Source organism: Halosolutus sp. YCN4 (genome assembly GCF_059736495.1).
Window position 1 is genome coordinate 409,763 of record NZ_JCASSM010000002.1, and the last position, 25,590, is coordinate 435,352.

23 protein-coding genes are annotated in these 25,590 nt (G+C 66.5%); 16 read left to right on the plus strand and 7 right to left on the minus strand.

Features of this window, described 5'->3' with window-relative positions:
- Positions 1 to 39 precede the first annotated feature (39 nt).
- The gene (locus tag AC6I6X_RS08210; RefSeq protein WP_497930495.1) at positions 40 to 771 is read left to right on the plus strand and encodes a CoA-transferase subunit beta; all 732 of its coding nucleotides are present in this window, start codon (positions 40 to 42) and stop codon (positions 769 to 771) included.
- 100 nt (positions 772 to 871) lie between these two features.
- On the opposite strand, the gene AC6I6X_RS08215 is transcribed toward AC6I6X_RS08210, so the two are convergent.
- The 4 genes from AC6I6X_RS08215 to gdhB form a co-directional block, all read right to left on the minus strand.
- Entirely contained in the window at positions 872 to 2,233 is a 1,362-nt protein-coding gene (locus tag AC6I6X_RS08215; protein ID WP_497930036.1) for an aminotransferase family protein, read from the minus strand.
- 227 nt (positions 2,234 to 2,460) lie between these two features.
- Entirely contained in the window at positions 2,461 to 4,317 is a 1,857-nt protein-coding gene (locus AC6I6X_RS08220) for an aldehyde ferredoxin oxidoreductase family protein (protein WP_497930037.1), read from the minus strand.
- A gap of 144 nt (positions 4,318 to 4,461) precedes the next feature.
- Positions 4,462 to 4,734 (minus strand): MoaD/ThiS family protein, encoded by a 273-nt coding sequence (locus tag AC6I6X_RS08225; protein WP_497930038.1) that lies wholly within the window; start codon positions 4,732 to 4,734, stop codon positions 4,462 to 4,464.
- Positions 4,735 to 4,821: 87 nt separating this feature from the next.
- The gene (gene gdhB, locus AC6I6X_RS08230; protein ID WP_497930039.1) at positions 4,822 to 6,114 is read right to left on the minus strand and encodes a glutamate dehydrogenase GdhB; all 1,293 of its coding nucleotides are present in this window, start codon (positions 6,112 to 6,114) and stop codon (positions 4,822 to 4,824) included.
- A gap of 211 nt (positions 6,115 to 6,325) precedes the next feature.
- Between gdhB and AC6I6X_RS08235 the strand changes: the two genes are divergently transcribed.
- Positions 6,326 to 7,840: an aldehyde dehydrogenase family protein gene (locus AC6I6X_RS08235; RefSeq protein WP_497930040.1), complete on the plus strand. Its 1,515-nt coding sequence runs from the start codon at positions 6,326 to 6,328 to the stop codon at positions 7,838 to 7,840.
- Between the two features lie 73 nt (positions 7,841 to 7,913).
- Here the strand turns inward: AC6I6X_RS08235 and AC6I6X_RS08240 are convergent, their stop codons facing one another.
- Both AC6I6X_RS08240 and AC6I6X_RS08245 read right to left on the minus strand, forming a co-directional pair.
- Positions 7,914 to 9,155 (minus strand): M20 family metallopeptidase, encoded by a 1,242-nt coding sequence (locus AC6I6X_RS08240; RefSeq protein ID WP_497930041.1) that lies wholly within the window; start codon positions 9,153 to 9,155, stop codon positions 7,914 to 7,916.
- The gene (locus AC6I6X_RS08245) at positions 9,155 to 10,501 is read right to left on the minus strand and encodes an acetyl ornithine aminotransferase family protein (RefSeq protein WP_497930042.1); all 1,347 of its coding nucleotides are present in this window, start codon (positions 10,499 to 10,501) and stop codon (positions 9,155 to 9,157) included. The genes AC6I6X_RS08240 and AC6I6X_RS08245 overlap by 1 nt, the downstream gene beginning before the upstream one ends.
- Positions 10,502 to 10,687: 186 nt before the next feature.
- On the opposite strand from AC6I6X_RS08245, the gene AC6I6X_RS08250 reads away from it, so the two are divergent.
- The 11 genes from AC6I6X_RS08250 to AC6I6X_RS08300 all read left to right on the plus strand — a co-directional run bounded on the left by AC6I6X_RS08250 (position 10,688) and on the right by AC6I6X_RS08300 (position 22,889).
- Positions 10,688 to 11,857: an NAD(P)/FAD-dependent oxidoreductase gene (locus AC6I6X_RS08250; protein ID WP_497930043.1), complete on the plus strand. Its 1,170-nt coding sequence runs from the start codon at positions 10,688 to 10,690 to the stop codon at positions 11,855 to 11,857.
- A gap of 149 nt (positions 11,858 to 12,006) precedes the next feature.
- Entirely contained in the window at positions 12,007 to 13,110 is a 1,104-nt protein-coding gene (locus tag AC6I6X_RS08255) for an ABC transporter substrate-binding protein (protein WP_497930044.1), read from the plus strand.
- An 81-nt stretch (positions 13,111 to 13,191) separates the two neighbouring features.
- Positions 13,192 to 14,301, plus strand: coding sequence for an ABC transporter ATP-binding protein (locus AC6I6X_RS08260; protein WP_497930045.1), 1,110 nt, complete (start codon positions 13,192 to 13,194; stop codon positions 14,299 to 14,301).
- The gene (locus tag AC6I6X_RS08265) at positions 14,298 to 15,293 is read left to right on the plus strand and encodes an ABC transporter permease (protein WP_497930046.1); all 996 of its coding nucleotides are present in this window, start codon (positions 14,298 to 14,300) and stop codon (positions 15,291 to 15,293) included. The genes AC6I6X_RS08260 and AC6I6X_RS08265 overlap by 4 nt, the downstream gene beginning before the upstream one ends.
- A complete protein-coding gene (locus tag AC6I6X_RS08270; protein WP_497930047.1) occupies positions 15,293 to 16,090 on the plus strand; it encodes an ABC transporter permease in 798 nt (265 codons plus the stop codon). Before AC6I6X_RS08265 ends, AC6I6X_RS08270 begins: the two co-directional genes overlap by 1 nt.
- 94 nt (positions 16,091 to 16,184) lie before the next feature.
- Complete coding sequence (locus AC6I6X_RS08275; RefSeq protein ID WP_497930048.1) at positions 16,185 to 16,697, plus strand: Lrp/AsnC family transcriptional regulator; 513 nt, start codon at positions 16,185 to 16,187, stop codon at positions 16,695 to 16,697.
- A gap of 394 nt (positions 16,698 to 17,091) precedes the next feature.
- Entirely contained in the window at positions 17,092 to 18,777 is a 1,686-nt protein-coding gene (locus AC6I6X_RS08280) for a nitrite/sulfite reductase (RefSeq protein WP_497930049.1), read from the plus strand.
- Positions 18,767 to 20,509, plus strand: a complete 1,743-nt coding sequence (locus AC6I6X_RS08285; RefSeq protein WP_497930050.1) for a Coenzyme F420 hydrogenase/dehydrogenase, beta subunit C-terminal domain — start codon at positions 18,767 to 18,769, stop codon at positions 20,507 to 20,509. Before AC6I6X_RS08280 ends, AC6I6X_RS08285 begins: the two co-directional genes overlap by 11 nt.
- A gap of 299 nt (positions 20,510 to 20,808) precedes the next feature.
- On the plus strand, positions 20,809 to 21,069 hold the full coding sequence (locus AC6I6X_RS08290; RefSeq protein ID WP_497930051.1) for a hypothetical protein: 261 nt from the start codon (positions 20,809 to 20,811) through the stop codon (positions 21,067 to 21,069).
- A 141-nt stretch (positions 21,070 to 21,210) separates the two neighbouring features.
- Positions 21,211 to 22,176 carry a phosphatase PAP2 family protein gene (locus AC6I6X_RS08295; RefSeq protein ID WP_497930052.1) on the plus strand — a complete coding sequence of 322 codons (966 nt, stop codon included), beginning with the start codon at positions 21,211 to 21,213 and terminating at the stop codon, positions 22,174 to 22,176.
- 98 nt (positions 22,177 to 22,274) lie between these two features.
- Positions 22,275 to 22,889 carry a GNAT family N-acetyltransferase gene (locus tag AC6I6X_RS08300; RefSeq protein WP_497930053.1) on the plus strand — a complete coding sequence of 205 codons (615 nt, stop codon included), beginning with the start codon at positions 22,275 to 22,277 and terminating at the stop codon, positions 22,887 to 22,889.
- On the opposite strand, the gene AC6I6X_RS08305 is transcribed toward AC6I6X_RS08300, so the two are convergent.
- On the minus strand, positions 22,886 to 23,575 hold the full coding sequence (locus AC6I6X_RS08305) for a haloacid dehalogenase type II (RefSeq protein WP_497930054.1): 690 nt from the start codon (positions 23,573 to 23,575) through the stop codon (positions 22,886 to 22,888). The two genes, AC6I6X_RS08300 and AC6I6X_RS08305, sit on opposite strands and share 4 nt — an antisense overlap.
- Positions 23,576 to 23,700: 125 nt before the next feature.
- Between AC6I6X_RS08305 and thiE the strand changes: the two genes are divergently transcribed.
- The 3 genes from thiE to AC6I6X_RS08320 all read left to right on the plus strand — a co-directional run bounded on the left by thiE (position 23,701) and on the right by AC6I6X_RS08320 (position 25,549).
- Positions 23,701 to 24,366 carry a thiamine phosphate synthase gene (gene thiE / locus AC6I6X_RS08310; protein WP_497930055.1) on the plus strand — a complete coding sequence of 222 codons (666 nt, stop codon included), beginning with the start codon at positions 23,701 to 23,703 and terminating at the stop codon, positions 24,364 to 24,366.
- Complete coding sequence (gene thiM / locus AC6I6X_RS08315; protein WP_497930056.1) at positions 24,363 to 25,202, plus strand: hydroxyethylthiazole kinase; 840 nt, start codon at positions 24,363 to 24,365, stop codon at positions 25,200 to 25,202. Before thiE ends, thiM begins: the two co-directional genes overlap by 4 nt.
- 77 nt (positions 25,203 to 25,279) lie before the next feature.
- Positions 25,280 to 25,549: a DUF7553 family protein gene (locus AC6I6X_RS08320; protein WP_497930057.1), complete on the plus strand. Its 270-nt coding sequence runs from the start codon at positions 25,280 to 25,282 to the stop codon at positions 25,547 to 25,549.
- Positions 25,550 to 25,590 lie beyond the last annotated feature (41 nt).

Consider the following 25,590-nt stretch of genomic DNA (forward strand, 5'->3'; position numbering starts at 1 on the left):
GCGGGCGACGCCGACCGCGACTACACGTCGACGGAACTGATGGTCACGACGGCGGCCCGGGAACTGGAGGACGGCGAGTCGGTGCTCGTCGGCGTGGGCGTACCGAACCTCGCCTGTAACCTGGCGAAACGAACCCACGCGCCGAACCTGCGGATGGTCTACGAGTCGGGAACGATCGACTCGGACCCGACGTCGTTGCCGCTGTCGATCGGGGATCCCGTCCTCGCGACCGGCGCGGCCGGGGTCGTCCCGATGTTCGAGGGATTCAGCAAGTACCTCCAGGGCGGCCAGATCGACGTCGGCTTCCTCGGCGGGGCCCAGATCGATCGCTACGGCAACATCAACTCGACGGTCATCGGCGACTACGAGGACCCGGCCGTTCGACTGCCGGGCAGCGGCGGGGCCTGCGAGATCGCCAGCAACGCCCATCGGACGCTGGTCATCACGCCCCACCAGGAGCGCCGATTCCCGGCGGAAGTCGACTTCGTCACCAGCCCCGGCTACGTCGACGGACGGGAGGGCCGCGAGGAACTCGGCCTCCGCGGCGGTCCGGAGGCGATCATCACGGATCTGGCGGTCATGCGCTTCGACGAGGACGGCGAACTGTACGTCGAGATGCTCCACCCGGGCGTCTCGCGCGAGGCGGTCCGGGACGCGACTGGCTGGGACGTCGCGTTCGCCGACGACGTCGGGACGACGCCGACGCCGACCGCCGAAGAACTCCGACTCGTCCGCGAGGAACTCGATCCGGACGGCGTCTATCTCGAGTAGTCCAAAGCCCGATCGCTTTTTTTCCGTTTGTCCTCCGGACCGACCTTCGATGCCCCTGTTGCACCGATCGAGAAATAGATCCCCGGTTCGAATTCGGTGTTTACCGTGGGGCGGCGTCCGGCGCGACCCCGTCCGCGACGTGCTCGACCGCGTCGATCACCGCGTCCGCGACGCGCTCGATCGACTCCTCGCCGATCGTCAGCGGCGGCGTCAGCATGAGGTGGTCGCCGGCGATCCCGTCGACCGATCCGGACCCGGGATAGGTGTAGACCCCCTGCTCGAGCGCGCGATCGTAGACGCGTTTGTTGACGTTCAGGTCGGGATCGAACGGCGCTTTCGTGTCGCGATCGGCGACGAACTCGATGCCGATCATGGCTCCGGCGTGACGGACGTCGCCGACGATCGGATGGTCCCGGAGCGGGGCGAGTTCGGACGCCAGGTGCTCGCCGCGTTTCCGGCCCGTCTCCAGCACCGCGTCCGTGTACTGGTCGACGACGTGGGCCGCGATCGCCGCCGAGAGCGGGTTTCCGCCGAAGGTGTGGCCGTGTGCGAACGACTGGCCGGACCCGTTCTCGAACTCGGCGGCGACGTCGTCTCGGACCAGCGTCGCGCTGATCGGCGCGTAGCCGCCGGAGAGGCCCTTGCCGAGGGTCATCATGTCCGGGACGACGCCGAAGCGTTCCATGGCGAACATCGGTCCGGTCCGGCCGAACCCGGTCATGACTTCGTCCGCGATGAAGAGCACGTCGTACTCGTCGCAGATGCGCCGGATCTCCTCGTAGTAGGCGGGGTGTGGGTGGGCGGCGGGGATGCTCGCGCCCGAGACGGGTTCCGCGACGAACGCGGCGACCGTCTCGGGCCCTTCCTGTTTGATCGTCGTCTCCAGTTCGCGCGCGGCGGCGATCGCCTGCTCCTCGCGCGTTCCATCGTACGACCAGCGGTAGGGGTAGGCGGGGGAGATGTGAGGCCAGCCGTGGAGCATCGGTTCGTACTCGCTCCGTCTGGTCGTGTTCCCGGTCGCCGAGAGCGCCCCGAGGGTCGCCCCGTGGTAGGATTGCCAGCGGCCGACGATCGTGTTCTTGTGCGGGTTCCCCGTCTCTCGGTGGTACGTCCTGGCCAGTTTGAACGCCATCTCGTTCGCTTCGCTCCCCGAGTTGACGAAGAAGGCGGCGTTCAGGTCGCCGGGTGCCGCCGTCGCCAGTGACTCGGCCAACGCCTCGGGTGCGCCGTGAGAGAAGTGTGAGAGACTGAGATACGAGACTTCGTCGAGTTGCCCGCTGGCGACGTCCGCGACGCCCGGAACGGAGTGGCCGAGATTGACGACCGCCGCGCCCGCTGCGGCGTCGACGAGTTCACGCCCGTCTTCGGTCACGAGAAATTCGTCGTAGGCGCGGCGGATCCGCGGAAAGTCGGGGTCCATTCCGCCGCCCCACTTGTAGAACAGGTGCTCTGGATTGCCCATGTATCGCGTCAAACGGATTTGTCTGAATTAAGTCTTACTGAAGGGGTAGTTGATTGGCCCTATTCTGAATAGAATGGAATACTGTGATAATTGTTGCAATATATTCGGTCCGTAGGTGAGCGATCGCTCTCGCGTCCCGATCGGGGGCTGGCAGCGCAGCGGCAACGGTCGCTGGCCACCGATCGCGTCGCCGGAGGGATCGAGTCTCGAAAAGAGTCGGTCCGAGTTCAGGCCAGTTCGGCCATGCCGATCTCGGCGAGGTGGTCGTCGGTCGGCCGGCCCTCGTCGTCCCAGCCGCGACGTTCGTAGTACTCCGCTAACATCTCGTCCAGTTCGACGACCTCGCCCGCGTTGGATCCCTCCTCGTGGGCCTCGTCGGTGAACAGCGACGGGAGCCGATCGTCCTCGCGGGAGATGCCCTCGCGGACGTTGAACAGCCGCTTCATGGTGAAAATCCGATCGCCGAGTTCGAGCACGTCGTCCCGGTCCAGGTCGCGGCCGGTCGCGAGGCCGAGGAGGTCCGCGAGTTGGGCGACGGTGATGTTCTCCGTCCCCGGCGGGTAGGAGAACTTGCAGCCGCACATCGAGTCGTAGACGTTGAACAGGTTCTGCATGACGACCTCGAGTTCGGCCTTCCCCTCGGTGGCGTGGCGCGGGTAGTCGTCCGAGTAGATCTCGAGGTCCGGGATGTCGTAGCCGTAGATGTCGACGTAGCCGGTGAACGCGCGCATGTGACACGCGCCCCGGTTCGACGTGGCGTACGTGAGCCCCATCGTCTTCTGGGCCCGCGGTTCGTGCATCGGCAGTTCGAGGCCCTTGACGTGAAGCGCGTGCTCCTCGCCGTCGATCGCGCTCGCCGCCCGGACGACCCCGTCGGCGAGCACGTCGCCGAAGCCGTCGCGATCGGCGATTCGGTGGACGAGTTCGACGATTTCCTCCTCGTTCCCCCAGTCCAGGTCCATCCCGGTCTCGTCCTCGTCGACGAGACCGCGGTCCTGTGCGGCGATTGCGAACGCGACGACGTGGCCGGCGCTGATCGTGTCCAGCCCGTACCGGTTGCAGAGTTCGTTCGCCCGAGCGATGCTCTCGAAGTCGTCGTTCATGCTGAGGCTGCCGAACGAGGCCAGCGTCTCGTACTCGGGGCCACCCTGATCGGACAGCGAACCGAACCGATCGCTCTCCATCGAGACGACCCGGCCGCAGGCGATCGGACACTGGCCGCACGCGTAGACGTTCGTCAGGTAGTCCTCGGACATCCGGGGGCCGCTGATGTCCCAGGCGCCGTCGAACTCGCCCTTCTCGAAGTACTTCGTCGGGAGGTTGTCGAACACCTCCGACTCCTCCTCGATGGCCGCCGCGGTCCCGTGATCGCGCCGCGTCTTCGTGCTCGGGGTCTGCGTGACGGTCTGGGTGAGTTCCAGCGTCAGGTCCCGGAACGCCTTCGTGTCGTCGATGTGGTGGTGCGGGTCGCCCGTGCCGATCACGCTGATCGCCTTGAGCTGCTTTGCGCCCATGACCGCGCCCATCCCGGTCCGGCCGGCGGCGCGCTTGACGTCGTTCATCACCGCGGCGAACCGGACCTGGTTCTCGCCGGCCCGCCCGATCGTACTCACGACGGCGTCCTCGCCGACGACGTCCTGGATCCGTTCGGTCGTCTCGGGGACGTCGAGTCCCCACAGATCCGTCGCGTCGCGGAGTTCGTACTCGCCGTCCTCGACGTGGAGGTAGACGGGGTCGTCGGCTTCGCCCTCCACGATGACGAGGTCGACCCCGGCCCGCCGCAAGGTCGACCCCCAGTCACCGCCGCTTGTCGCTTCCCCGAGGATTCCCGTCAGCGGGCTGAGCGCGCTCACGGAGTGGCGGCCGCTGGTCGGGGCGCGCGTGCCGGTGATCGGACCGGTCGCGAACACCAGTTTGTTCGCCGGGCCGAGCGGATCGACGCCGGGATCGAGTTCGTCGTAGAGGATGCGAGCGGCGAGGCCGGTCCCGCCGAGATACGTCTCGACGAGTTCGTCGTCGATCCGTTCGGTCGTGACCGTCCGATCGGTGAGGTCGACACGGAGTGTCGTTCCAAACGCTGACATGTGGGTCTCTTGCCGGAGAGAGGCGACAATTTCACTTAACACTTATGTCGTCCCAGTTATGGGTTAGTAACAACAACGAGAAAAGACTGAGATATTGAGATTCAGTGGAAATAACGTACTCAAAAATCGCCTTCGGCACAGCAGTTACTGCCGACCGCCGCTCATCGCGGCCGTGATCTGGACCGTCTCGTCACCACCGAGCGTCGTGTCGACGCCGCCCAACGTCGCGAGCTTTCGACCGTCGACGAGGACGTTGATTTCCGATCGGAACTCGTCGCCGTCGTACAGCGCGGACTCGAGTTCCGGGTGCGCGGCGACGACGTCCGCGAGCACTCCGCCGACGGTGTCGCCGCGTGCAGTGAGTCGCTTCTCGCCGACCGCGTCCCGGACGGGACCGTAGAGTACGACCTCGACCATCGCCCTCTCTATCTGTGCCAGGTACAAATATATTCGCAATACGTTCGTATCGTTCCAACGACGTTCCGGGCCGGTCTCCGTCGATCGTCAGGGCCAGAGCCCGCGGGCGGTTTTTGCGTCGGCGATTCGCGAGAGGGCGACGACGTAGGCCGCCTCCCGCCACGAGACGTTCCGTTCGCGAACCTCGCGCCGGACGTCCTGCCAGGCCGACAGCATCGTCGACTCGAGTTCCTCGTGGACCTCTTCTACGGTCCACTGGCGACGGTTGACGTGCTGGAGCCACTCGAAGTAGCTCACGGTGACGCCGCCGGCGTTGGCGAGGATGTCCGGGACGACGTCGATGTCGCGCTCGTCGAAGATTGCGTCGGCGGCGGCGGTCGTCGGTCCGTTCGCGCCCTCGACGATCAGGTCCGCCCGAACGTCGGGCGCGTTGTCGGCGGTCAGGACGTTGCCGACGGCGGCGGGGACGAGGACGTCGACGTCGAGGGTCAGCAGGTCGTCGTTCGAGAGCGCGTCGGCGTCCTCGTAGCCGGAGACGGCGCCCGGTTCCTCGTGATGTGCGAGGAGAGCCTGCGGATCGAGTCCGTCGGGATCGTAGATCGCGCCGTCGACGTCGCTCACCGCGACGACGTCGGCGCCCCACTCGTCGAGCAGGCGGGCCGCGTTCGCGCCGACGCTCCCGAACCCCTGGACGGCGATCGTCGCGTCCGCGAGGTCGTCGCCGCGGTCCTCGACCGTCTCCCGGGCGACGATCGCGACGCTCCGGCCCGGTGCCGCGTCGCGACCGTAGCTTCCGCCGAGTACCGTCGGTTTCCCGGTCACGACCCCGGGGATGGTCTCGCCTTCCTGCATGCTGTAGGCGTCCATGAACCAGGCCATCGTCTGGGCGTCGGTTCCCATGTCCGGGGCCGGAATGTCGCGAGTCGGTCCGACGTAGTCGCGGAGTTCCTCGGCGAACCGGCGCGTGAGTCGCTCTCGCTCGCCTTCGCTGAGGTCCTTCGGATCGACGACCACGCCGCCCTTCGCGCCGCCGAACGGGAGGTCCATGACGGCGCACTTCCAGGTCATCCACATCGCCAGGCCGACGCACTCGTCCTCGCTGACGGCCGGGTGGTAGCGCAGTCCTCCCTTGTACGGGCCGCGAACGTCGTCGTGCTGGGCCCGATACCCCGTGAACACCTCGAGACTGCCGTCGTCCCGCCGCAGCGGGATCGACACGCGGTGAACCTGCGTCGGGTGTTTCAGCCGTTCGATGATCCCCGGATCGACATCCAGGTGCGCCGCTGCGCGGTCGAGTTGCTGGCGCGCGGTGTCGGCCGCGGATTCGGTCGCGCCGTCCGTTCGATTCCCGTCCGTCGTTCCGTCGCGGGTGGTTGCCATGTCCGTGTCCCTCCACCGGACCGGTCCGGCCTGATCGCCGCGGGCCGTCACCGATCGCGGTCGTGTTCGACGACGTCGAGCAACCTATATTAGGTTTTCTATCATATAGTTCCGTCAAATTCGTATTGAGGGCTACTACAAGAGCTATTAATTGTAGATAATCAAAACCACTAAGCGGTCCCGATCCGTCGTCCTCGCCGAGGAACGCACGATGGTCGACTACTACGACGGCACGATCGAGGAGAACCACCGCGAGGCGATCGAACGGGCGACGACGGACCGATCGTTCGGCAACTGGATCGACGGCGAGTCGGTCGCCGCGAGCACCGGCGAGACGTTCGAGACGACCGATCCGGCGGTCACGATTCCCATCACGGCGGTCCCGCGAAGCGGTCCGGCGGACGTCGATCGGGCCGTCGCCGCCGCACGCGACGCGATGGACGGTGAGTGGGGCGAGACGACGGCCGCGGAGCGATCGCAGTTGCTCCGCGAGTGGGTCGATCGACTCCGCGATCACGTCGACGAACTGGCGCTGCTGGAGAGTCTCGACGTGGGCAAACCGCTCGCCCACGCGAACGGCGAGATCGAGAAGGCCCTCGAGTTCGTCGAGTACTACGCGTCGGTGGGTCGCGGACAGGAAGGGGTTCAGGTCCCCGTCTCGAACGACTCCCACGTCTACACCCGCCGCGAACCGTACGGCGTCGTCGGCGCGATCGTCCCGTGGAACTTCCCGCTCGTGCTGGCGTCGTGGAAACTCGGCCCCGCGCTGGCGGCGGGCAACGCGGTCGTCCTCAAGCCGGCGGAGGACAGCCCCCTCACGGCCACCCGGGTCGCCCAGCTCTCCAAGGGCATCCTCCCGGACGGCGTCCTCAACGTCGTCCACGGCTACGGCGAGGAGGCCGGTGCGCCGCTGGCGGGCCACGAGGGCGTGGACAAACTCTCCTTTACGGGCGAGGACGTGACCGGCGAAGAAGTGATGCGCACCGCGGCCGACGCGATCACGCCCGTCACCCTCGAACTCGGCGGCAAGTCGCCGTTCCTCGTCTTCCCCGACGCCGACCTCGAGAACGCCGTCGAGACCGTCGCCGGCGGCATCTTCTACAACACCGGCCAGTCCTGTGACGCGCCCTCGCGGGTGCTCGTCCACGAGGACGTCCGCGACGAGTTCGTCGATCGGTTCGTCGAGGCGGCCGAGTCCCACGTGATCGGCGATCCGCTCGCCGAGGGGACGACGATGGGACCGCTCACCTCCCGGGCCCAGCACGAGAAAGTCACGGGCTACGTCGACGCCGGGATCGACGAGGGCGCGACGCTGGTTTCCGGCGGCGATCAGCCCGGCGGCGACCTGGCGGACGGCTGGTACGTCGAGCCGACGGTGTTCGACGACGTCGACAACGACATGCAGGTCGCACGCGAGGAAATCTTCGGCCCCGTCGAGACGATCAACACCTTCGGGACGTACGAGGAGGCGATCGAGATCGCCAACGACACGCCGTACGGGCTGGCCGCCGGCATCGCGACGGAGACCACCGACCTCGCTCATCGGGCCGCCGCCGACCTGGAGGCCGGGAGCGTCTGGGTCAATACCTACGGTTCGACGGTCACCGGCGGCCCGTTCGGCGGCTACAAGCGCTCCGGAATCGGCCGCGAGTGCGGCAAGGACGCCCTCGAGTACTACACCCGGACCAAGACGGTCAACCTCGAACTCGACGAGCCCACGCTGTAGGCCGTCTGCCCATCGAAACGACCGCTTCTCGCAGGTCGCGCGGAAGAACTGGTTTCGCTCGAAAGCAGGATCGCTACGACAGCCAGGTCGCGGCGGCGTCGGCGACGATCCGGGCGACGTCCACGACGTCGTCCGTGTATACGTATTCGCCGGCGTCGTGGACGTTCTCGCCGTCGGGGCCGAGGATGACGGTCGGAATTCCGGCGGCGTGACCGAGGTAGTTGAAGTCGCCGATGCTCGAGAAGTAGCCGATTTCGGGGTCGCGCCCGGTCACCCGTCGGGTGCGATCGGACAGCACCCGGACGAGGGGGTGGTTTTCGTCGGTCACGTACGGCCCGAACCGCGCGTCCGGACCCGGCGTCTCCCTGAGGTCGACCGTCACCGCGGAGTCGAGATCGAGCCCCGCGACGAGTCGTTCCGCCTGCTCGAGGACGCTCGCCGCGGTCTCGCCGGGGACCACGTGACGGTTGACCGCGAGCGTACACCGATCGGGCACCGAGAGGGGGTCCTCGCCGCCCTCGATCTCCAGGGGACAGATCGATCCCCGGCCGAGTGCCGGATGCTCGCCACAGTCCATCTCGGTGATTGCGGTCGCGATCCGGGCCGCGTCGACGACGGCGTTCGTCCCCGCTTCGGGGTGGGCGGCGTGGGCCGGATCGCCGGAGACGGTGATCTCGTAGCGGAACCCGCCCCGCGCCCCCAGGACGAGCGCCGGATTCGTCAGGTCCTGCTGGCCGATCGCGGGTCCCGGTTCGGCGACGATCGCGCCGTCCACGTCGTCGAGGAGTCCGTCGCGAAGCAACTGGTAGGTGCCGAGTCCGTACGGTCCCTCCTCGCCGACGACCGCCGTGAGGACGACGTCGCCCCGGAGTTCCGGGTCGGATTCGGCGAGCGCCCGGAACGCCACGAGGAGCGACACCAGCCCGCCTTTCATGTCGCAGGCTCCCTGGCCGTAGCATTTGCCGCCCTCGATGCGTCCGGAGAGCGGATCCTCGTCCCAGCCGACGACGAGCCGAACGGTGTCCATGTGACCGTTCAGGAGGAGCGTCGGCGCGTCGGGATCGGTCCCCTCGAGCCGTGCGACGACGTTGTTGCCCTCGAAGCCGGTGATATCCGGTTCGCTCACGGCGTGGTATTCGGGCTCCATACTGTGCTCGTCGAGCCAGTCGTAGACCGCCCGGGTGAGTGCGTCCTCCTCGAAGTACGGGCTCTCGATGCGCACGAGGTCCTGGAGCAACGACACCGTCTCGGTCGCGTCGATCCGATCGCGGCGGGGCGCGGTGGCGGTCGAGGATCCGTCCCGCGATCGGTCCATCAGTCCATCACCGCGACGGCTTCGGCGACCGCGTCGGCGAACAGGTCGACGCCCGTCGTGGCCTGTTCGCGAGTCAGCGTCAGCGGCGGCGCGAACCTGATCGTGCTCTCGCCGCAGGGAAGGAGCATCAGGCCCTGTTTCCAGGCGGCGTGCATGATCTCCTCCGCGAGGTCGCCGAGGTGCTCGCCGGTTTCCGGATCCGTGAACTCGACCCCGATCATGAGGCCGCGACCCCGAACGTCGCTGATCTCGTCGACGTCGGCGGCGAAGTCCCGGAGTTCGTCCTGGAGGTGAGCGCCGACCGTCCGCGCGTTCTCGAGCAGCGCTTCGTCCTCGACGACGTCGATGACGGCGTTCGCGGCGGCTGCGGCGACCGGATTCCCGTGATACGTGCTCGCGTGCGTGCCACTGCCCCAGGTCATCACGTCCGATCGGGCGACCATGGCGGACATCGGCAGGCCGTTGGCGATCCCCTTGCCCATCAGGGTGATGTCGGGTTCGACGTCCCAGTGGTCCATCGCGAACCACTCGCCGGTCCGGCCGAACCCGGTCTGGATCTCGTCCGCGATGAGCAACATTCCGTGTTCGTCCGCGAACTCGCGGAGTCGCCGGTGGAACCCTTCCGGCGGGACGACGTAGCCGCCCTCCCCCTGGATCGGTTCCACGACGATTCCCGCAACCTCGTCCGCCGGAACCCGCGTTCGGAGCAGGTCCTCGAGCGCGTCGAAGGTCGTCTCGATCGCGTCTCCGGGGCTGTCGGCCTCCGCGGGGTTCGGGTAGGGAACGTGGTCGACGCCGGGGACGAGCGGCCCGAAGCCGCGCTTGTACTTGGTCTTGCTCGCGGTCAGGGAGAGCGATCCCATCGATCGGCCGTGGAACGCGCCCTCGAACGCGAGGAACCGGTGGCGGCCGGTGTGGTGGCGGGCGAGCTTGATCCCCGCCTCGACCGCTTCGGTCCCGCTGTTGCCGAAGAAGAGTCGCTTTGGCGAGTCGCCCGGCGCGAGTTCGACGAGCCGCTCGGCCAGTCGCACCGGTTCCGGCGAGTAGTAGTCACAGAACGCCGGGTGAACGAGCGTGTCGAGCTGGTCTTTCGCCGCCTCGACGACTCGCTCGTGGTTGTGCCCGACGTTCGTCACGGCGATGCCGCTCGCGAAGTCCCAGAACGTGTTCCCGTCGACGTCCGTCACAGTCACGCCCGAGGCGCGTTCGATCGCAAGCGGGTACGCGCGCGGCGAACTGGGCGAGATGACCGCGTCGTCGGCTTCGACGACGCGCTTCGTCTCTTCCCCGGGAAGGTCGGTTTCGATCCGTGGTTCGGTTGCGGGAATCGCTTGTTCGTCACCCATGTCGAACCCGTATAGGTCCCCGGTCTATTAAACTACCTATCAAAATACTCGCTATATACTGAAGGAAGGACAGGTAGACGAGAAATAGGTTGGCGCGTTCCCAAAACGTTAAGCGCCGGCGCACGAACTGTCCGCTACGAGGCTACAGTGGGTACTGGCGCGTCCACGTATACTATCCATCGATTCATGACGCACGCAACAGTGATCGGCGCGGGGAGCATCGGCGTGAGCGTGGCGGCCCATCTCGCGGAACGGGACGTCGACGTGACGATTCTCGATCGGGGGTACGTGGCGGGCGAGACGACGGGAAAGGCGGGCGGCCTGATCTTCAGCCAGCTCCACGAACCGTCGGACGTTCGGGCGATGGACTACAGCATCGACTTCTTCCGATCGCTGTCCGACGACGACAACCACTTCACGTTTCACCAGACCGGGTTTCTCCGGGTGGGAACCGACGCGGAACGTCCCGTCTTCGAACACGAGGTGGCGATGCAGCGGGCGGCAGGTGCCGACGTTCGTCTCGTCGAACCGGACGAGGTGCGGTCGATCTATCCCGCCCTTTCGCTCGACGGCGTCACCGTCGGGACCTACGCTCCGTCGGACGGATACGCGGATCCCCACACGTTCACGACGACGCTTCTCGCCGACGCGGAAGCGAACGGGGTCGACTACCGACCTGGGACGCCCGTAACCGATATCGATCCGGGCGACTCGCCGTCCGTGACGACCGACGAGGGGACGATCGAAACGGACGTCGTCGTGATCGCTGCCGGACCGTGGTCCCATCGGGTGGCCTCGCTCGCCGGGATCGACCTCCCGGTGAAGCCCTATCGTGCCCAGGCCCTCGTTACGACCCCGGTCGACGTCGACATCGGAACCGTGTACGACGCCCACGAGGGGGTCTACTTCCGGAGAGAACAGGAAGGCGGCCTCCTGGTCGGCGATGGCACGGAAGAGGTGGAGTCGGATCCCGACGACTATTCCCAGCGGGCCGACTTCGACTTCCTCGCGAAGATGAGCGACACCATCGACCACCGCCTCTCGGCCGGAGAGGTCGGCGTCCAGAACGCGTGGGCCGGACTCTGTACGGCGACGCCCGACGGGCATCCGCTCGTGGGCCGTCCGCCGTTCGAACCCGGCGAGGCGGGTCGCCCGGACGGCGTCGTCGTCGCCGCCGGCCTCCAGGGCCACGGATTCATGCGATCGCCTGCTGTCGGCCGGACAGTCGCGGCCCTGCTCTGTGACGATCGACAGACGTATTCCGACTGGGATCCGACTCGGTTCGACGCTCATCCGGGCGATTTCGAGATCGAAGAGATGCTCAAACTCGAGGGCAAGCACCATCACCTCAAGTAATCTCACCCCCTTCCCCTGGTTTCAACTCTTTCCATTATACCACCTTATATTTAGGAAGAATATCGAATTTGTCCTCTACCAGTGGCTCTGAGTCCACCATCGTGCGTAACGCTTAAGACATTCCGTGGGAAGTGGTAGGGTGAGTCAAAATGGCACGGCATTCACGACGACGATTCGTCCAGCGAACTGGTGCGCTGTCTGCGGTGGGGGTCGCGGCACTCTCGGGGTGTCTCGGCGGCGGCGACGGCGGCGGTGATACGCTCGGACTGTACTCCTGGGGCGGATCGACCCAGGAGGCGCTGATGGAACACATCGCGGACCCCTTCGAAGAGGAGTACGACGTCGAGGTCGAGGCGACCAGCTTCGACAACCAGGACAGCATGCTCTCGAACGTTCGCACGAGTCCCGAGGGCTCGTACGACATCATCATGCCGTCCGCGGAGCGAACGTACGAGGCGGTCCAGCAGGACCTCGTCGAACCGATTCGAACGGAGAACATCGACACGTGGGACAACCTGTTCCCGGTCTTCCAGGACCTCAACCTGGATCCGGGGGACGACGCCCACGTCGCGCCGCTTTACTACGGCACGATCGGGATGGTGTACAACACCGATCACGTCGACACGTCGTCGCCGCCGTCGTGGGAACTCCTCTGGGACGCCGAGTACGAGGATCGCATCACCGTCCAGGACATGGCGATGCTCCGGGTGTTCACCACTGCACTCCGTCTCGGCCTCGATCCCAACACGCTCGAGGAGAACGGCTCGTACGAGGACGGTCTCGAGAGCGTGTACGACGCGATGGCCGAGCAACACGAACTGGTCAGAACGTACTGGGGGAGCGGTCAGGAGCAGGTGACCCAGTACCAGGAGGAGTCGTCGTACGTCGGCACCGGCTGGGGCGGCCGCATTCTGGCGCTGCAGGACGAGGGCTACGACCAGCTCGAGTACGCCATCCCGGAGGAGGGTGCCAAGGGCTGGAGCGACATGCTGGCGATCGCGAAGGGATCGGAGAACCGGGAGCTGGCCGAACAGTTCATCGAGTTCGCCTACCAGGACGAAATCATCCAGGAACTCGCGCCGGAGATCGGCTACCCGCCGGTGACGAGCGTCGAGACGGACGAGATCACGGCGCTCCCCGACTTCGACCCGTCCGGTGGCGACGGGCTCCTCTTCGAGGACCCCGAGTTCATCGACGAGCACGAGGACGAGTGGATGGACACCTTCGAATCTATCAAAATGGGTGAATACTGACCCGCATGCCCGCCGTGGCCACCGGAACACTCGTCGAACGGGCGTCGAACGGACGATAACGAACAATGAAGGGGATCTGGAATGAGTTATCTCGAAGTCGAAAACGTAACGAAACGCTTTGGTGATCTCGTCGCCGTCGACGACGTCAGTTTCAGCGCCGACGAAGGGGAGTTTCTCTCCCTGCTCGGACCGAGTGGCTGTGGAAAGACCACGATGCTCCGCATGATCGCCGGACTGGAAACGCCGACGGACGGCGAAATCCGCATTCGCGGGGAGACCGTGACCGACCAGCCGCCGTACGAACGGGACATCGGGATGATGTTCCAGCACTACGCGCTGTTTCCGCACAAGACCGTCGGCGAGAACGTCGGCTTCCCGCTCAAGATGCGGGGCGTGAACAAGGCCGATCGCCGCGAGCAGGTCGGGGAGGCCCTCGAGATGGTCAGGCTCCCGGACGCGATCGATCGATCGCCGACGGAACTCTCCGGCGGCCAGCAACAGCGCGTCGCGCTGGCCAGGGCGCTCGTGTTCGAACCCGACGTGTTGCTCCTGGACGAGCCACTCTCGGCGCTGGACCGCGTCCTCCGCCAGCAGATGCGCGTCGAACTCGAACGCATCCAGAAGGAGATCGGGGTGACGACCGTCTACGTCACGCACGACCAGATGGAAGCGTTCTCGCTCTCCGACACGGTCGTGGTGCTCGACGAGGGACAGCTCTCCCAGCAGGGGGCGCCGATCGACATCTACGAGAACCCTGCCTCCGAATTCGTCGGCGACTTCATCGGCCAGTCCACGAAGCTGACTGGGACGGTGGCCGAGAGCGAGGGGCGGCCGGTACTCGAAACGGCGAGCGGGCAGGAAGTCCGCCTTCCGTCGACGGCCGACGTCGAGCGCGGCGGGCACGAGGCCGCCTTCCTGCGGGCCGAAAAGCTCGATATCCGCGATCAGCCGGCGGATCACGCGAACTCGTTCCCGGCGACCATCACGGTCATCAACTACCTCGGGGAGAAGACGGTCTTCTACTGTGACCTCGCCGACGGCACCGAAGTGATCGTCTCCCAGCAGGGCTTTACGGACGTCGACCAGTACGAACGCGGCGATGATGTCTACGTCGTCGCTCGCCCCGAGGACCTGGTGATCGCTCGCTCCGCCGACGAGCGACCTCCACAGCGGATGGAGGGGGTGCAATGAGCGGGCAATCCGAGGCGGCGAGCGGCCGCGAGTACGCCGACCAGTGGCTCGCGGTCCGGAGTCGGATCCTGAACGCGCCGGTCCTGATGAACGGCGTCCAGTGGTTCAAAGCCAGAAAACGCGTTCTCGCGACGGCCCAGGCCGGGATCGGCCTCTTCTGGATGGTGGTGTTCCTGCTCGCCCCGCTCCTGTACATCCTGACGCTCTCGTTCTGGGAGTCGGGGACCGCTGGCACGATCGTTCAGGAGTTCACGCTCGAGAACTACTACGCCGTGCTGGTCGAGAGCGTTTCGCTGTCGAGTTTCGACGTTGGGAACATCTTCCTGCTGGTGCTCTGGCAGTCGCTCAAGTTCGGCCTCAGCGTGACCGCCGTGACGCTGGTCATCGGCTACGTGCCGGGCTACTTTCTGGGCCGATCGGAGAGCAGGTGGCTTCCGGTGTTGTTGTTGCTGGTCGTCCTGCCGTTCTGGGTCCCGTTGATCGTTCGTTACTACGCCTGGATGCTCGTCCTGGGCGAGAACGGGGTCATCTCGTGGCTGTCCGAACTGGTCGGCTTCGGCTCCCGGAGCTTCCTGTACAACGAGATCGCCGTCGTCTCGGGACTCGTCCAGGTTCTGCTCCCGTTCATGATCCTGCCGATCTACAACAGCGTCGCCAAGATCGAAGACTCGCTGATCGAGAGTGCGAAGACGATGGGCGCGAACCCGGTCCGGGCGTTCTACGAGGTTTCGCTCCCGCTGTCGCTTCCCGGCGTGGTCGCCGGCTGTATCCTCGTGTTCATCCTGGCGGTCGGGAGTTTCCTGGCACCGGCGCTTCTCGGCGGCCCCAGCGACCAGATGATCGCGAACCTCATCGAACGCACGTTCCTGCGGGGACAGAACTGGCCGCTCGCGAGCGCGATGTCGATCGTCTACCTGGCCGTCCTGTTCGTGATGATCACGGCGTTCAACCGCTTCGTCAGCCTCGACGAACTCTTCGGGGAGGGTAACTGATGCGCGGGAACCCGCTCTGGACGGCGATCAAAGCGACCACGGCGATCGTCTACCTGTTCCTGCTTGCACCGCTGATCGTCGTCGTGGCCGTGTCGTTCAACCCGACGCAGTTCGCGACCTTCCCGCCGGCCGGGTTCAGCCTCGAGTGGTACGTCGAGTTCTTCACTCACGATCGCATGCTCGGCTCGCTGTTCAACAGCTTCGTCGTGGCGGGCGGAAGCGCGATCGTCGCCGGGATCGTCGGGCTGATCTCGGCGCTCGGCTTCGTCCGGTACGACTTCCGGTGGAAGAACGTGCTCTCGAGCCTGCTGTTCCTGCCGATGATCATCAGCCCGGTCGTCATCGGCGTCGCGCTCACGATGTTCCTCACGCGCATCGGGATGGAACGGAACTACCTCTACCTGATCGTCGGCCACTCGACGCTGGTCCTTCCGTACGTCTTCGTGACCGTCCGGGCGCAGCTCTACCGGTTCGACCAGGAACTCGAGGAAGCGGCCCGGACGCTCGGCGCGAACGAACTGGAAACGTTCGTCGAGGTGACGTTGCCGCTGATCATGCCGGGGCTCGGTGCCGGCATGTTGCTCGCGTTCGTCATCAGTTTCGGGGAGTTCACGGCGACCCAGTTCTGGGTCCAGCCCCAGACGACGACCGCCCCGATCGAGATCTACACGATGGTTCGCACGAGTCTCACGCCGATGATCAACGCGATGGCGACGATGCTCATCGTCGTGACCGTCGTCGTTCCGCTCGTCCTCGACGCCGTGCTCGGGAAGAACCTGATCCTGAAATCGGCCTGACTCCCGACCGGCGGGTTGGACGCGATCCAACTCACGTCTTCGATTTCAGGACCTGTAACAAGTTATTTACCGGTCCCCTTCCCTCACTTCGCGTATGGTAGAACTCGACCTGGACGAGAAAGACCTCGAGATCCTGCGCTGGCTCGATCGCGAGGGCGAAATCGACGTCGACCAGTTGAGCGACGAACTCGGGATCAGCACTTCGACGATCTACTACCGACTGGACAACTACCGCGAGAAGGGCATTCTCAAGGGGAACGTCGCGGACATCGATCACCAGAAACTCGGCTTCGAACTCACCGCGATCACCGAAATTAAGAGCGAGTACGGCCCGGGCTACGAGGGAATCGCGGACCGACTCACGGAACTGTCGGGCGTCCAGTCGGTGTACTTCATGCTCGGCGAGATGTCGTTTATCCTGATCTCGCGGCTTCGCGACCACGAGCACCTGCAGACGCTCATCGACAACATCATCCACACCGAAGGTGTCGAACACTCCTCGACGCACATCGTCCTGAAGGAGTTCAAGGACGAGTCTCGACTGCTCGTCAACTACGACGACGACGATCTGGCGAAACTGATCGACGACGGGTCGACCGACGAGTGAGTTCATCGCCGTCACGTCGGTGATGTCGGTTTGCAGGCTGGCACGTCCGCAGTTACTGTAGCGATCGGATCGCGGCGTCGCTCGTCCCCGCAATATCTGCCCGTGTCTCTTACGACTCGTTTCTCGCCGCCGACACGCGGGCTCGCGTAGGCGCTGTGAAGACACGGAATCACGAACTCGCGACCGATCGCCGGTGCAAAGGTTGCCGCATCGGCCGAGCCCCGTCAGCGATCGCCTATTTGCGCGGTCGTATAGGGTCGGGTCGATATTACCCGTCAAACAATGGTCCTTCCAGATCGCGTGAGCGCACTGGCCGAGGGTATCGCTCACTGGCGGTGGTACGCATGAACGACGAGCGAACGAGTACACTACTCGACGACGGAGGTGGTCTCGCGTGAATACGGTCGAGAAGCACAAGCAGGAGAAACACCCCCTCGACGTGATCGACGACGTCTACGAGTACGCCGACGAGGAACTCTCTTTCGAGGAGATCGAGGAGCGCGCCGGCGGCGGCGAGTGGGAGCGCCTGAAGTGGGCCGGCATGTACGCCCAGAAGCAGGAGGGCTACTTCATGATCCGGACCAAGGTGCCGGGCGGCTACCTCACGCCCGAGCAAGCCGAAGTGGTCGGCGAGGTCACCGACGATCTCGCGGTCGCGCCCGCGGAGTACGGCGGCGCGGAGCAGAACGAACTCTGGGGCGACGCCTACCTCGACATCACGACCCGACAGGACATCCAGAAACACTGGATCCGCGTCGAGGACGTCCCGGAGATGTGGGACCGCTACGACGAGGTGGGTCTGACGACCGTCCAGGGCTGTGGCGACTCCGCCCGGAACGTCCTCGGCTGTCCCGCCGCCGGCCTCGACGACCACGAGTGTTTCGACGCCCAGCCGGTCGTCGACGCCGTCTCGGACTTCTTCACCGAGAACCGGGAGTACGCCAACCTTCCGAGAAAGTTCAAGCTCACGATCACGGGCTGTCGACACGACTGCGCGCAGTCCCAGATCAACGACGTCGGCCTCGTGCCGGCCAAAAAGGAGATCGAAGGCGCCTACCTCTACGGCTTCCACGCCCGCGTCGGTGGCGGTCTTTCGGACGGCCCGCGGATGGGGTCGGAACTCGACGTCTTCGTCCGACCCGAGGACGCCGTCGAGTTCACCCGCGCCGTCGCCCAGACGTTCAAGGAACTCGGCGATCGGAACAACCGCGGCGTCTGCCGGATGCGCTACCTCGTCGAGCAGATGGGCCCCGAGAAGTTCGAGGAGGCCGTCCGCGATCGCTGTACGGTCGACCTGCCCGAGGCCGGCGAAAACCTGACCGTCGGTTACCAGGGCGACCACGTCGGCGTCCACGACCAGAAACAGGACGGCCTGAAGTACGTCGGCTTCAACGTGATCGCCGGGCGGATGGGCGGCGCGGAGTTCGCCGAAGCCGCCCGGGCGGCGAAGCGGTACGGCACCGAGGACGCCTCCGTCCGCCTCGCGACCGACCAGAACTTCCTCATCAGCCACATTCCGGAGGAGAACGTCGAGGACCTGCTGGCGGAGCCGTTCGCCCAGGAGTACCAGCCCGATCCCGGCCCGTTCTCCCGCGGTGCCGTCGGCTGCACCGGGAGCGAGTTCTGTAACTACGCGATCATCGAGACCAAAAAACGCACCAAGCGCTGGGCCCGCGAACTCGACGATCGGATCGACGTGCCCGACGATATCGAGGCCATCCGGATGCACATGTCCGGCTGCTCGGCCTCCTGTGCGCAACCCCAGATCGCCGACATCGGCTTCCGGGGCGAGACGGTCAAGCTAGATCAGGAGGGTGAGTCCGACATCGTCGAGGGGATGGACTTCGGGCTCGGCGGCTCGCTGGGCGCGGACAACGAGTTCCTCGACTGGGTCGAGAACGCGGTCCCCGCCGACGCCGTGCTCCCGGCGCTCGAACAGTTGTTCGAGGCCTACGCGGCCGATCGCGACGACGGCGAGAAGTTCTACGAGTGGACCCGCCGCGTCGACAACGCACGGCTTCGGGAGGTCATGCAAGGTGCGGACGCGCCGGTCGCACGGGGTGTCGCCCATGGGGACTGACGGCGAGGCCGAGCGAAACGAGGACGAACGCAGTGAGTCCTCGGAGATGCGAGCGGGAGATGCGAGGGCCGAGCGGAGCGAGGGTCTCGATAATGCGAGCGGTGAAACCGCGAGCGAGAAGCGACACGCGAGCCGCGAGGCCTCGGATCGAGTGAGCGGCGACGGCGTCGACGAGCCGGTGTTCCCCGGCGTTCCGGAGTCGGGGACGGTCGACGACGCGGCCATCAGGGTCCCCGAAACGGGCACCACCGCGCCGCGGTCACGAGCGGACGCGACGCAGGCCCGCGACGATGCCGTCCGGACCGACGCCGGTGGCGACGGCTGTTCGCCGGACACCTGCACCTGCGGCGAGAACGCGGACGACAAAGCGATCGCCACGGACGGGGCCGGCGTCACGAACGTCGACGACCAGGGCTCGCTCGGGGAGCTAGAGTTCACCGAACCCGCGGAGGGCGTCAGCCAGGACGTCTACGACGACGCGCCCGACACCCGCGTCGGCGTTCCCGACGGCGTCGACCTGGATACGCCGGCGTACTCGATCCGATCGGAGATGAACGACATCGAGACGCCGGACGAGAAGACCTGGTTCATGGAACTGGACGAGGCCGTCATCGACGAGGGCCGCTGTATCCAGTGTGGGACCTGCGTCGCCGCCTGTCCCTCGGACTCGATCGGCGTCGGCGCGGACGACCTGCCGGAACTCGTGAAGATGTGTACCGGCTGTTCGCTCTGCTGGGACTTCTGTCCCCGCGGCGGGATGCGCTACGAGCGCCAGTGGAAGATCACCGGCGGCGAGGACAACGTGAAGGGGGCCGGCGACCCGATCACGGAGTTCTCCGCGCGCGTCGAGGACGACTGGACCGACGCGGCCCAGGACGGCGGCGTCGTCACCGGCATCCTCGCGACGCTGCTCGAGGAAGGCGAGATCGACGGCGCGCTGATCGCGACCGAGAGCGACGAGGAGGCCTGGAAGGCCGAGAGCTACCTCGCGACGACGACGGAGGACCTGATCGAGAACGCGGGCACCGTCTACAACCAGACGCTCGCGCTCGGCAACCTCGATCTCGCCCAGTGGGAGCACAAACTCCCCGACAAGGACTGGGACGACCTCAGCCTCGCGCTGGTCGGCACCCCCTGCGAAATCGAGGGGATCCGCGCCCTGCAGGACTTCGACTGGGACTACCAGGCCCAGAACGAGGGCATTCGCGCGGTCGAGTACACGATCGCGCTGATGTGTACGAAGAACTTCAACTACTACAGCCTCATGGGCGAGCAACTGGAGGAACAGCGCGGCGTCTCGCCCGAAGAGATCGGCAAGATGGACGTCCTTCACGGCAAGCTGATGGTCTACGATCACGACGGCGAGATGATCGTCGAGGAGGACATCGAGAACTTCCACGACGCCGCGCTCAAGGGGTGTGACGAGTGTGCGGACTTCACCGGCTTCTGTGCCGACGTCACCGTCGGCTCCGTCGGCTCGAGCAACGAGTACTCCAGCGTCATCGTCCGCACTGAACAGGGGATGAACGCGTGGGAACTCACCGAGCCGAAACTCGACTACCACGACCTCGAAGACAGGTCCGCCGTCGGCAAACTCCAGGGCTGGGACAAGAAGAAGGCCTTCGAGAGCCTCGATCGGCCGTTCGATCCCGACGCGCCCCGGTTCATCGACTACACCGACCACGCCGAGAACTACGGCACCGCGCTGAATCCCCACGATCAGGGGCACTGACGCTCGGCTCCACGATCACGGGCGCTGACGCTCCACGATCGGCGTCACCCGTCGACCTCTGACCGGTTGCCTCGGAGATCCCCTCGTGTCTCGGATCGGTCGCGTCGGCGACTACGTGGCGACCCGATTCGGTCGCGTTGGACATCGTGTCGCGTCTCGGGTCGGGAGTCTCGACCGAACGCGTTGCGAGATCTCTGCTCGAGCGATCTCGTACTGCTTGCCACCTGGGAACGGCGCAGCGGAGAGACGAGGCATTCAAGTCTGTGCGGTTATCACAATATTACACAGGCTACTATCGAATGAGTGTCCAACGAGAAGTGGAAACCGGCGGTAAATCGGTCCGGTACTTCGCCGGGGTCGTAACGGGAGTATTCAGCGCTCTCGTGTTGCTCGCGGCCGTTTCGTACTCCGTCATCGTCTCCGTCGTGAACTGGGTGACGGTCGGTTTCCTCGCCTATCCCGTCAGCGGCGTCGCACCGTTCGTGGTCATCAGTGGCGCAATACTGACCATGCCGATCGTCATCCCGACCGTGCTGGTCACGGTGAAGATCCTGGACTGACTCCTCGGGGCGTTCGGTACGACTCGACCGAGGCGCGGTAGCGTCTCTCCGCGCTCCTCGACGGCTCGATCGATCGATCGAGCCGTGACGCCGAGTTCGGAAGTCGCCGACTTATTGTGGGGCTACTGCGTAGCGAGGGGTATGTCCCGCGGCATCGGCGAGTTCGGCCCGATTCAGGAGTTCGTTCCCGAGTGGGCGGCGATCGTCGTCGCGCTCGTGACGCAACTGGGTGACGTCTGGTTTCTCTCCCTGATCCTCGGCGCTCTCTACTGGGTTCGGGTGCGGGAGGACCGCGAACGGGCCGCCGCGTTCGTCGGCCTCCCGCTGATCGGCCTCGCGGTCGTCACCGGGCTGAAATACGTGTTCGCACTCCCGCGGCCGGACCAGCCGCTGGCGCGTCTCGAGACGGTGCCGGTGCTGGTCCAGCCGCTCTACGAGGCAACCGCCTACGCCAGCGGCTACGGGTTCCCGAGCGGGCACGCGGTGATGACGACGGTCGTCTACGGCTACCTGGCGCTGGCGCTGTCGATCGGGACGGCCCGCCAGCGATTCGCCGGCGCGGCGGCCCTGGTCGCGGCGGTCTGTCTCTCGCGGGTCGCCCTCGGCGTCCACTACCTCGTCGACGTGGTCGCCGGCGTCCTGGTCGGCCTCGCGGTTCTCCTCGTGACGACGCGGCTCCTGGCCCGGTACCGGACCGAAGCGGGCACCGTCGTGTTCGCGCTGGCGATGGGCGCGAGCGCGTTCGCCATCGTCGCCAGTGGCGGCGATCCGGACGCGGTCTTGCTCCTCGGGGCCTCGCTCGGCGCGTTCGGCGCGTGGCAACTGCTCCGACTCGCGTCGGCGCTGTCCGCGGCCGATCGACCAGCCGACGATCGGCGGCCGCTGCTCGCGAGGGGCGTCCTCGCGGTCGCCGCGTTCGCACCGCTTCTCGCCGCACCCGTGTTCGTTCTCCCGCCATCGGTGCCCGCGCTGGGCGGTGCGGTCGGCCTCGCGGTCGCCGTCGGCGTCGCGGTCCCCGTCGCGAGACACTCCGACCCCGTGTCGGAGGGGTTGCGAGCCCTCCCCGGCGCGTGCTGGCGGCGCGTCGCCGTCGCGTTTCGGCGGTAGGCGGCGCGGTCGCGTCGGGAGCGCCACGCGGCGATTTCCGGTTCCCGATCCGGCTCTCGTTCGGCGCGCTTATCCATCGATCGGCCGAACGCGCGAGTATGACCCACCGAATCCGGGTCGCGTCCGCCGACGACGCGGCCGCCGTCCGGGAGATCTACGCCCCGTTCTGCGAGTCGTCGTCGGTCACCTTCGAGGAGGACGCGCCGACCGCGGCCGAGATGGCCGATCGGATCGAATCGACGCTGGAGACCTACCCGTGGCTGGTTTGCGAGCGCGACGGAACGGTCGTCGGCTACGCCTACGCGGGGCCGTTGCGCAAGCGCCGCGCCTACGGATGGCTCGTCGAACTCTCCGTGTACGTCTCGGCGGACGCGCGCCGATCGGGCGTCGGCCGGGCGCTCTACGAGTCGCTGTTCGCGATCCTCGACCGACAGGGGTTCCTGGAGGCCTACGCCGTGACGACGCTCCCCAATCCCGCGACGGTGCGGTTCCACGAACGGCTCGGCTTCGAGCGCGTCGTCGAGTTCCCCGCGATGGGGTACACGCAGGACGCGTGGCACGACGTGGCGTGGTGGCGGCGATCGATCGCCGAGAAGCCGGCCGACCCGGAGCGGCCGGCGCCGTTTTCGACGCTCCGCGACGATTCCACCGTCTCGATCGCGTCGCTGGCTGCGACCGGCGAACCCACGCTCGAGTTCGAGCGCGCGCCCTAGACGCCGAGTTCGGCCGCCAGTTCGTCGATCGTCTCGATCGTCAGATCCGGGTCGGGGCCGAACGGCTCCCGGGGAGTCCCCTTCCGATCGAGGCGGACGCCCTGCATCCCGGCGTGGATCGCCCCCTGGACGTCGAACCAGAGCGCGGCGACGTGGGCGACCCGCTGGATCGGCGTGCCAGTCCGGCCCGCGGCGTGGCGGTAGAGGTCGGCGTCGGGTTTGAACGTCGCGAGTTCGTGGGCGCTGATCGTGTCCTCGATGAGGTCGCCGATCTCGGCGCCCTCGACCATCGACGCGAGCATCTCCGGGTTCCCGTTCGAGAGGACGTAGCAGTCGTAGCCGCCGTCTCGGAGCCGTTCGATGCCGTCGCGGACGTCGTCGAAGACGTCCAGGTCGTGGTAGGTCGCGAGGATCTCCTCGCGTTCGTCTTCGGTGGTCTCGATTCCGTGGGCCGCGAGCGCGTACGTGAGCGCGTCGCGGTTGACCGCGTAGAACGGCTTGTAAGCGTCGAGATGGTTCCCGACGAGGGTGTACTGCATCGATCGCTCGCGCCACGTTTTCGAGATCGGTTCCGGATCGTCGACGGCGGGGTGGTCCCCGAGCGCGGCTTCGACCGCGTCGACGTCGACGAGGGTGCTGTAGGAGTCGAACGTGATCGTCGTGACGAGGTCGGAATCGAACGCCATAGGTGGCGTACGACGGCGGGGATGAAGAACGTGGGTCCGCCGGTGGCTCGAAATTCGCAGGGTGCCGGCTCTCGATCGGCTCGTCGACCGAAGCCGCTTTGTCCGACCACCGACTGGTATCTCCCGTGAATCCAACGAACTGGCGGACCTACCTCGTCACCCAGGAATCGCTCTCGGCGGGCCGATCGACCCGCGAGATCGTCCGGGCGGCGATCGACGGCGGCGTCGACGTCGTCCAGCTTCGCGAGAAGGAGACGCCGACGAAGTGGCGGTACGAACTCGGACTCGAACTGCGCGACCTGACCGCCGAAGGGGGCGTCGACCTGATCGTCAACGATCGGGTCGACATCGCGCGGGCGATCGACGCCGACGGCGTCCACGTCGGCCAGTCGGACCTCCCGGTGGCCGTCGCGCGGGACCTGCTCGGTTCCGAAGCGATCGTCGGCTGTTCGGCCTCGACGGTCGACGAAGCCAGACGGGCGGAAACCGACGGCGCGGACTACCTCGGCGTCGGAACCGTCTACGGGACGACCTCGAAGGACGTCGACCCGGAGCAGGACGGCGTCGGCCCCGAGCGGATCGCCGAGATCACCGACGCGGTCTCGATCCCCGTCGTCGGGATCGGCGGCATCACGGCGGAGAACGCCGCCCCGGTCGTCGAGGCGGGTGCTGCCGGCGTGTCGGTCATCTCCGAGATCACACAGGCCGACGATCCGCAGGCCGCGACGGCGGCCCTCGGCAGAGCCGTCGAAAAGGGGAAGCGCTCGGCGAGCGGAGGGGAGTGCGTATGAGCGACTCGAACGACGCGACAGTCACCGGCGCGGCCCTCGCGGACTCGATCGATCGACTCGCCGAGACGGAACCGCTGGTCCAGCACCTGACCAACGAGGTCACGATGACCGACGTCGCGAACCTCACGCTCCACTGGGACGCGCTCCCGGTGATGGCCGACTCGACCGGCGACGCCGGGGAGATGGCCGAACTCGCGAGCGCGGTCCTGTGCAACGTCGGGCAGGTCCCCGACTGGAAGGTCGAGGCCATGCACGAGGCCGCGGCAACGGCGACCGATCGGGGAATCCCGGTCGTCTTAGATCCCGTCGGCGTCGGCGCGACGCCGACCCGCCAGGCCGTCGCCGAGGCGCTCCTCTCCGAAGTCGAGTTCGCCGTGATCAAGGGTAACTACGGCGAGATCAGCGCGCTCGCGGGCGTCGAGGCCGACGTCAAGGGTGTCGAGTCGATCGGCGACTACGAGGAGATCGAGGACACGGCCCGATCGCTCGCCGAGTCGACCGGCGCGGTCGTCGTCGCGAGCGGCGTCGAGGACGTCGTCGCGGACGCCGATCGAGCGGTACGGCTCTCGGCGGGCCACGAGCGACTGAGCGAGGTCGTCGGCACCGGCTGCATGCTCGGCGCGACGATCGCAGCGTTTTCCGGTGCGATCGAGGACCCGTACGCGGCCGCGGTCCACGGCACGCTCGCGTTCGGTATCGCCGGAGAACGTGCCGCAGACCGTCCACACGACGGCCCGGAGAGCTACCGAACCGCCTTCCACGATACGGTCGCCGGGCTGTCACCGGAGTCGGTGGCCGACCTCGACGTCGGGGACAGGGTGGAACGGCTCTCCTGAGTCGGGCCTGCGTCGGGGTCCGTCACTGGGCCGCCACTTCTGCAACCGTTTTGTCGATCACCGTCGAAGCTACGACTATGACACGCGAACACCTGACAGACGCGGCCGAATCGCTCCGGTCAGCAGCCGAGGCGGCTTCGGACGAGGCGGCCGATCGACTCGAATCGCAAGCGGATCAGTTCGAGACGCTGGCGGACGCCGATCGCGGCCCTGACCACGGCAAACTCGCGCGCCACGAGCACGTGCTCACCGAAATCGCCGACGAGGAGGGTGGCGACGTGGCCGATCGCGTCGACGCCGCGCTCGATTCGGTGCGGGCCTACCGGGAGACAGTCGAGGGGGTCTGATCGCTCGTCGGCACCGGTTCCGCCGCCAGACTCGACCGCCG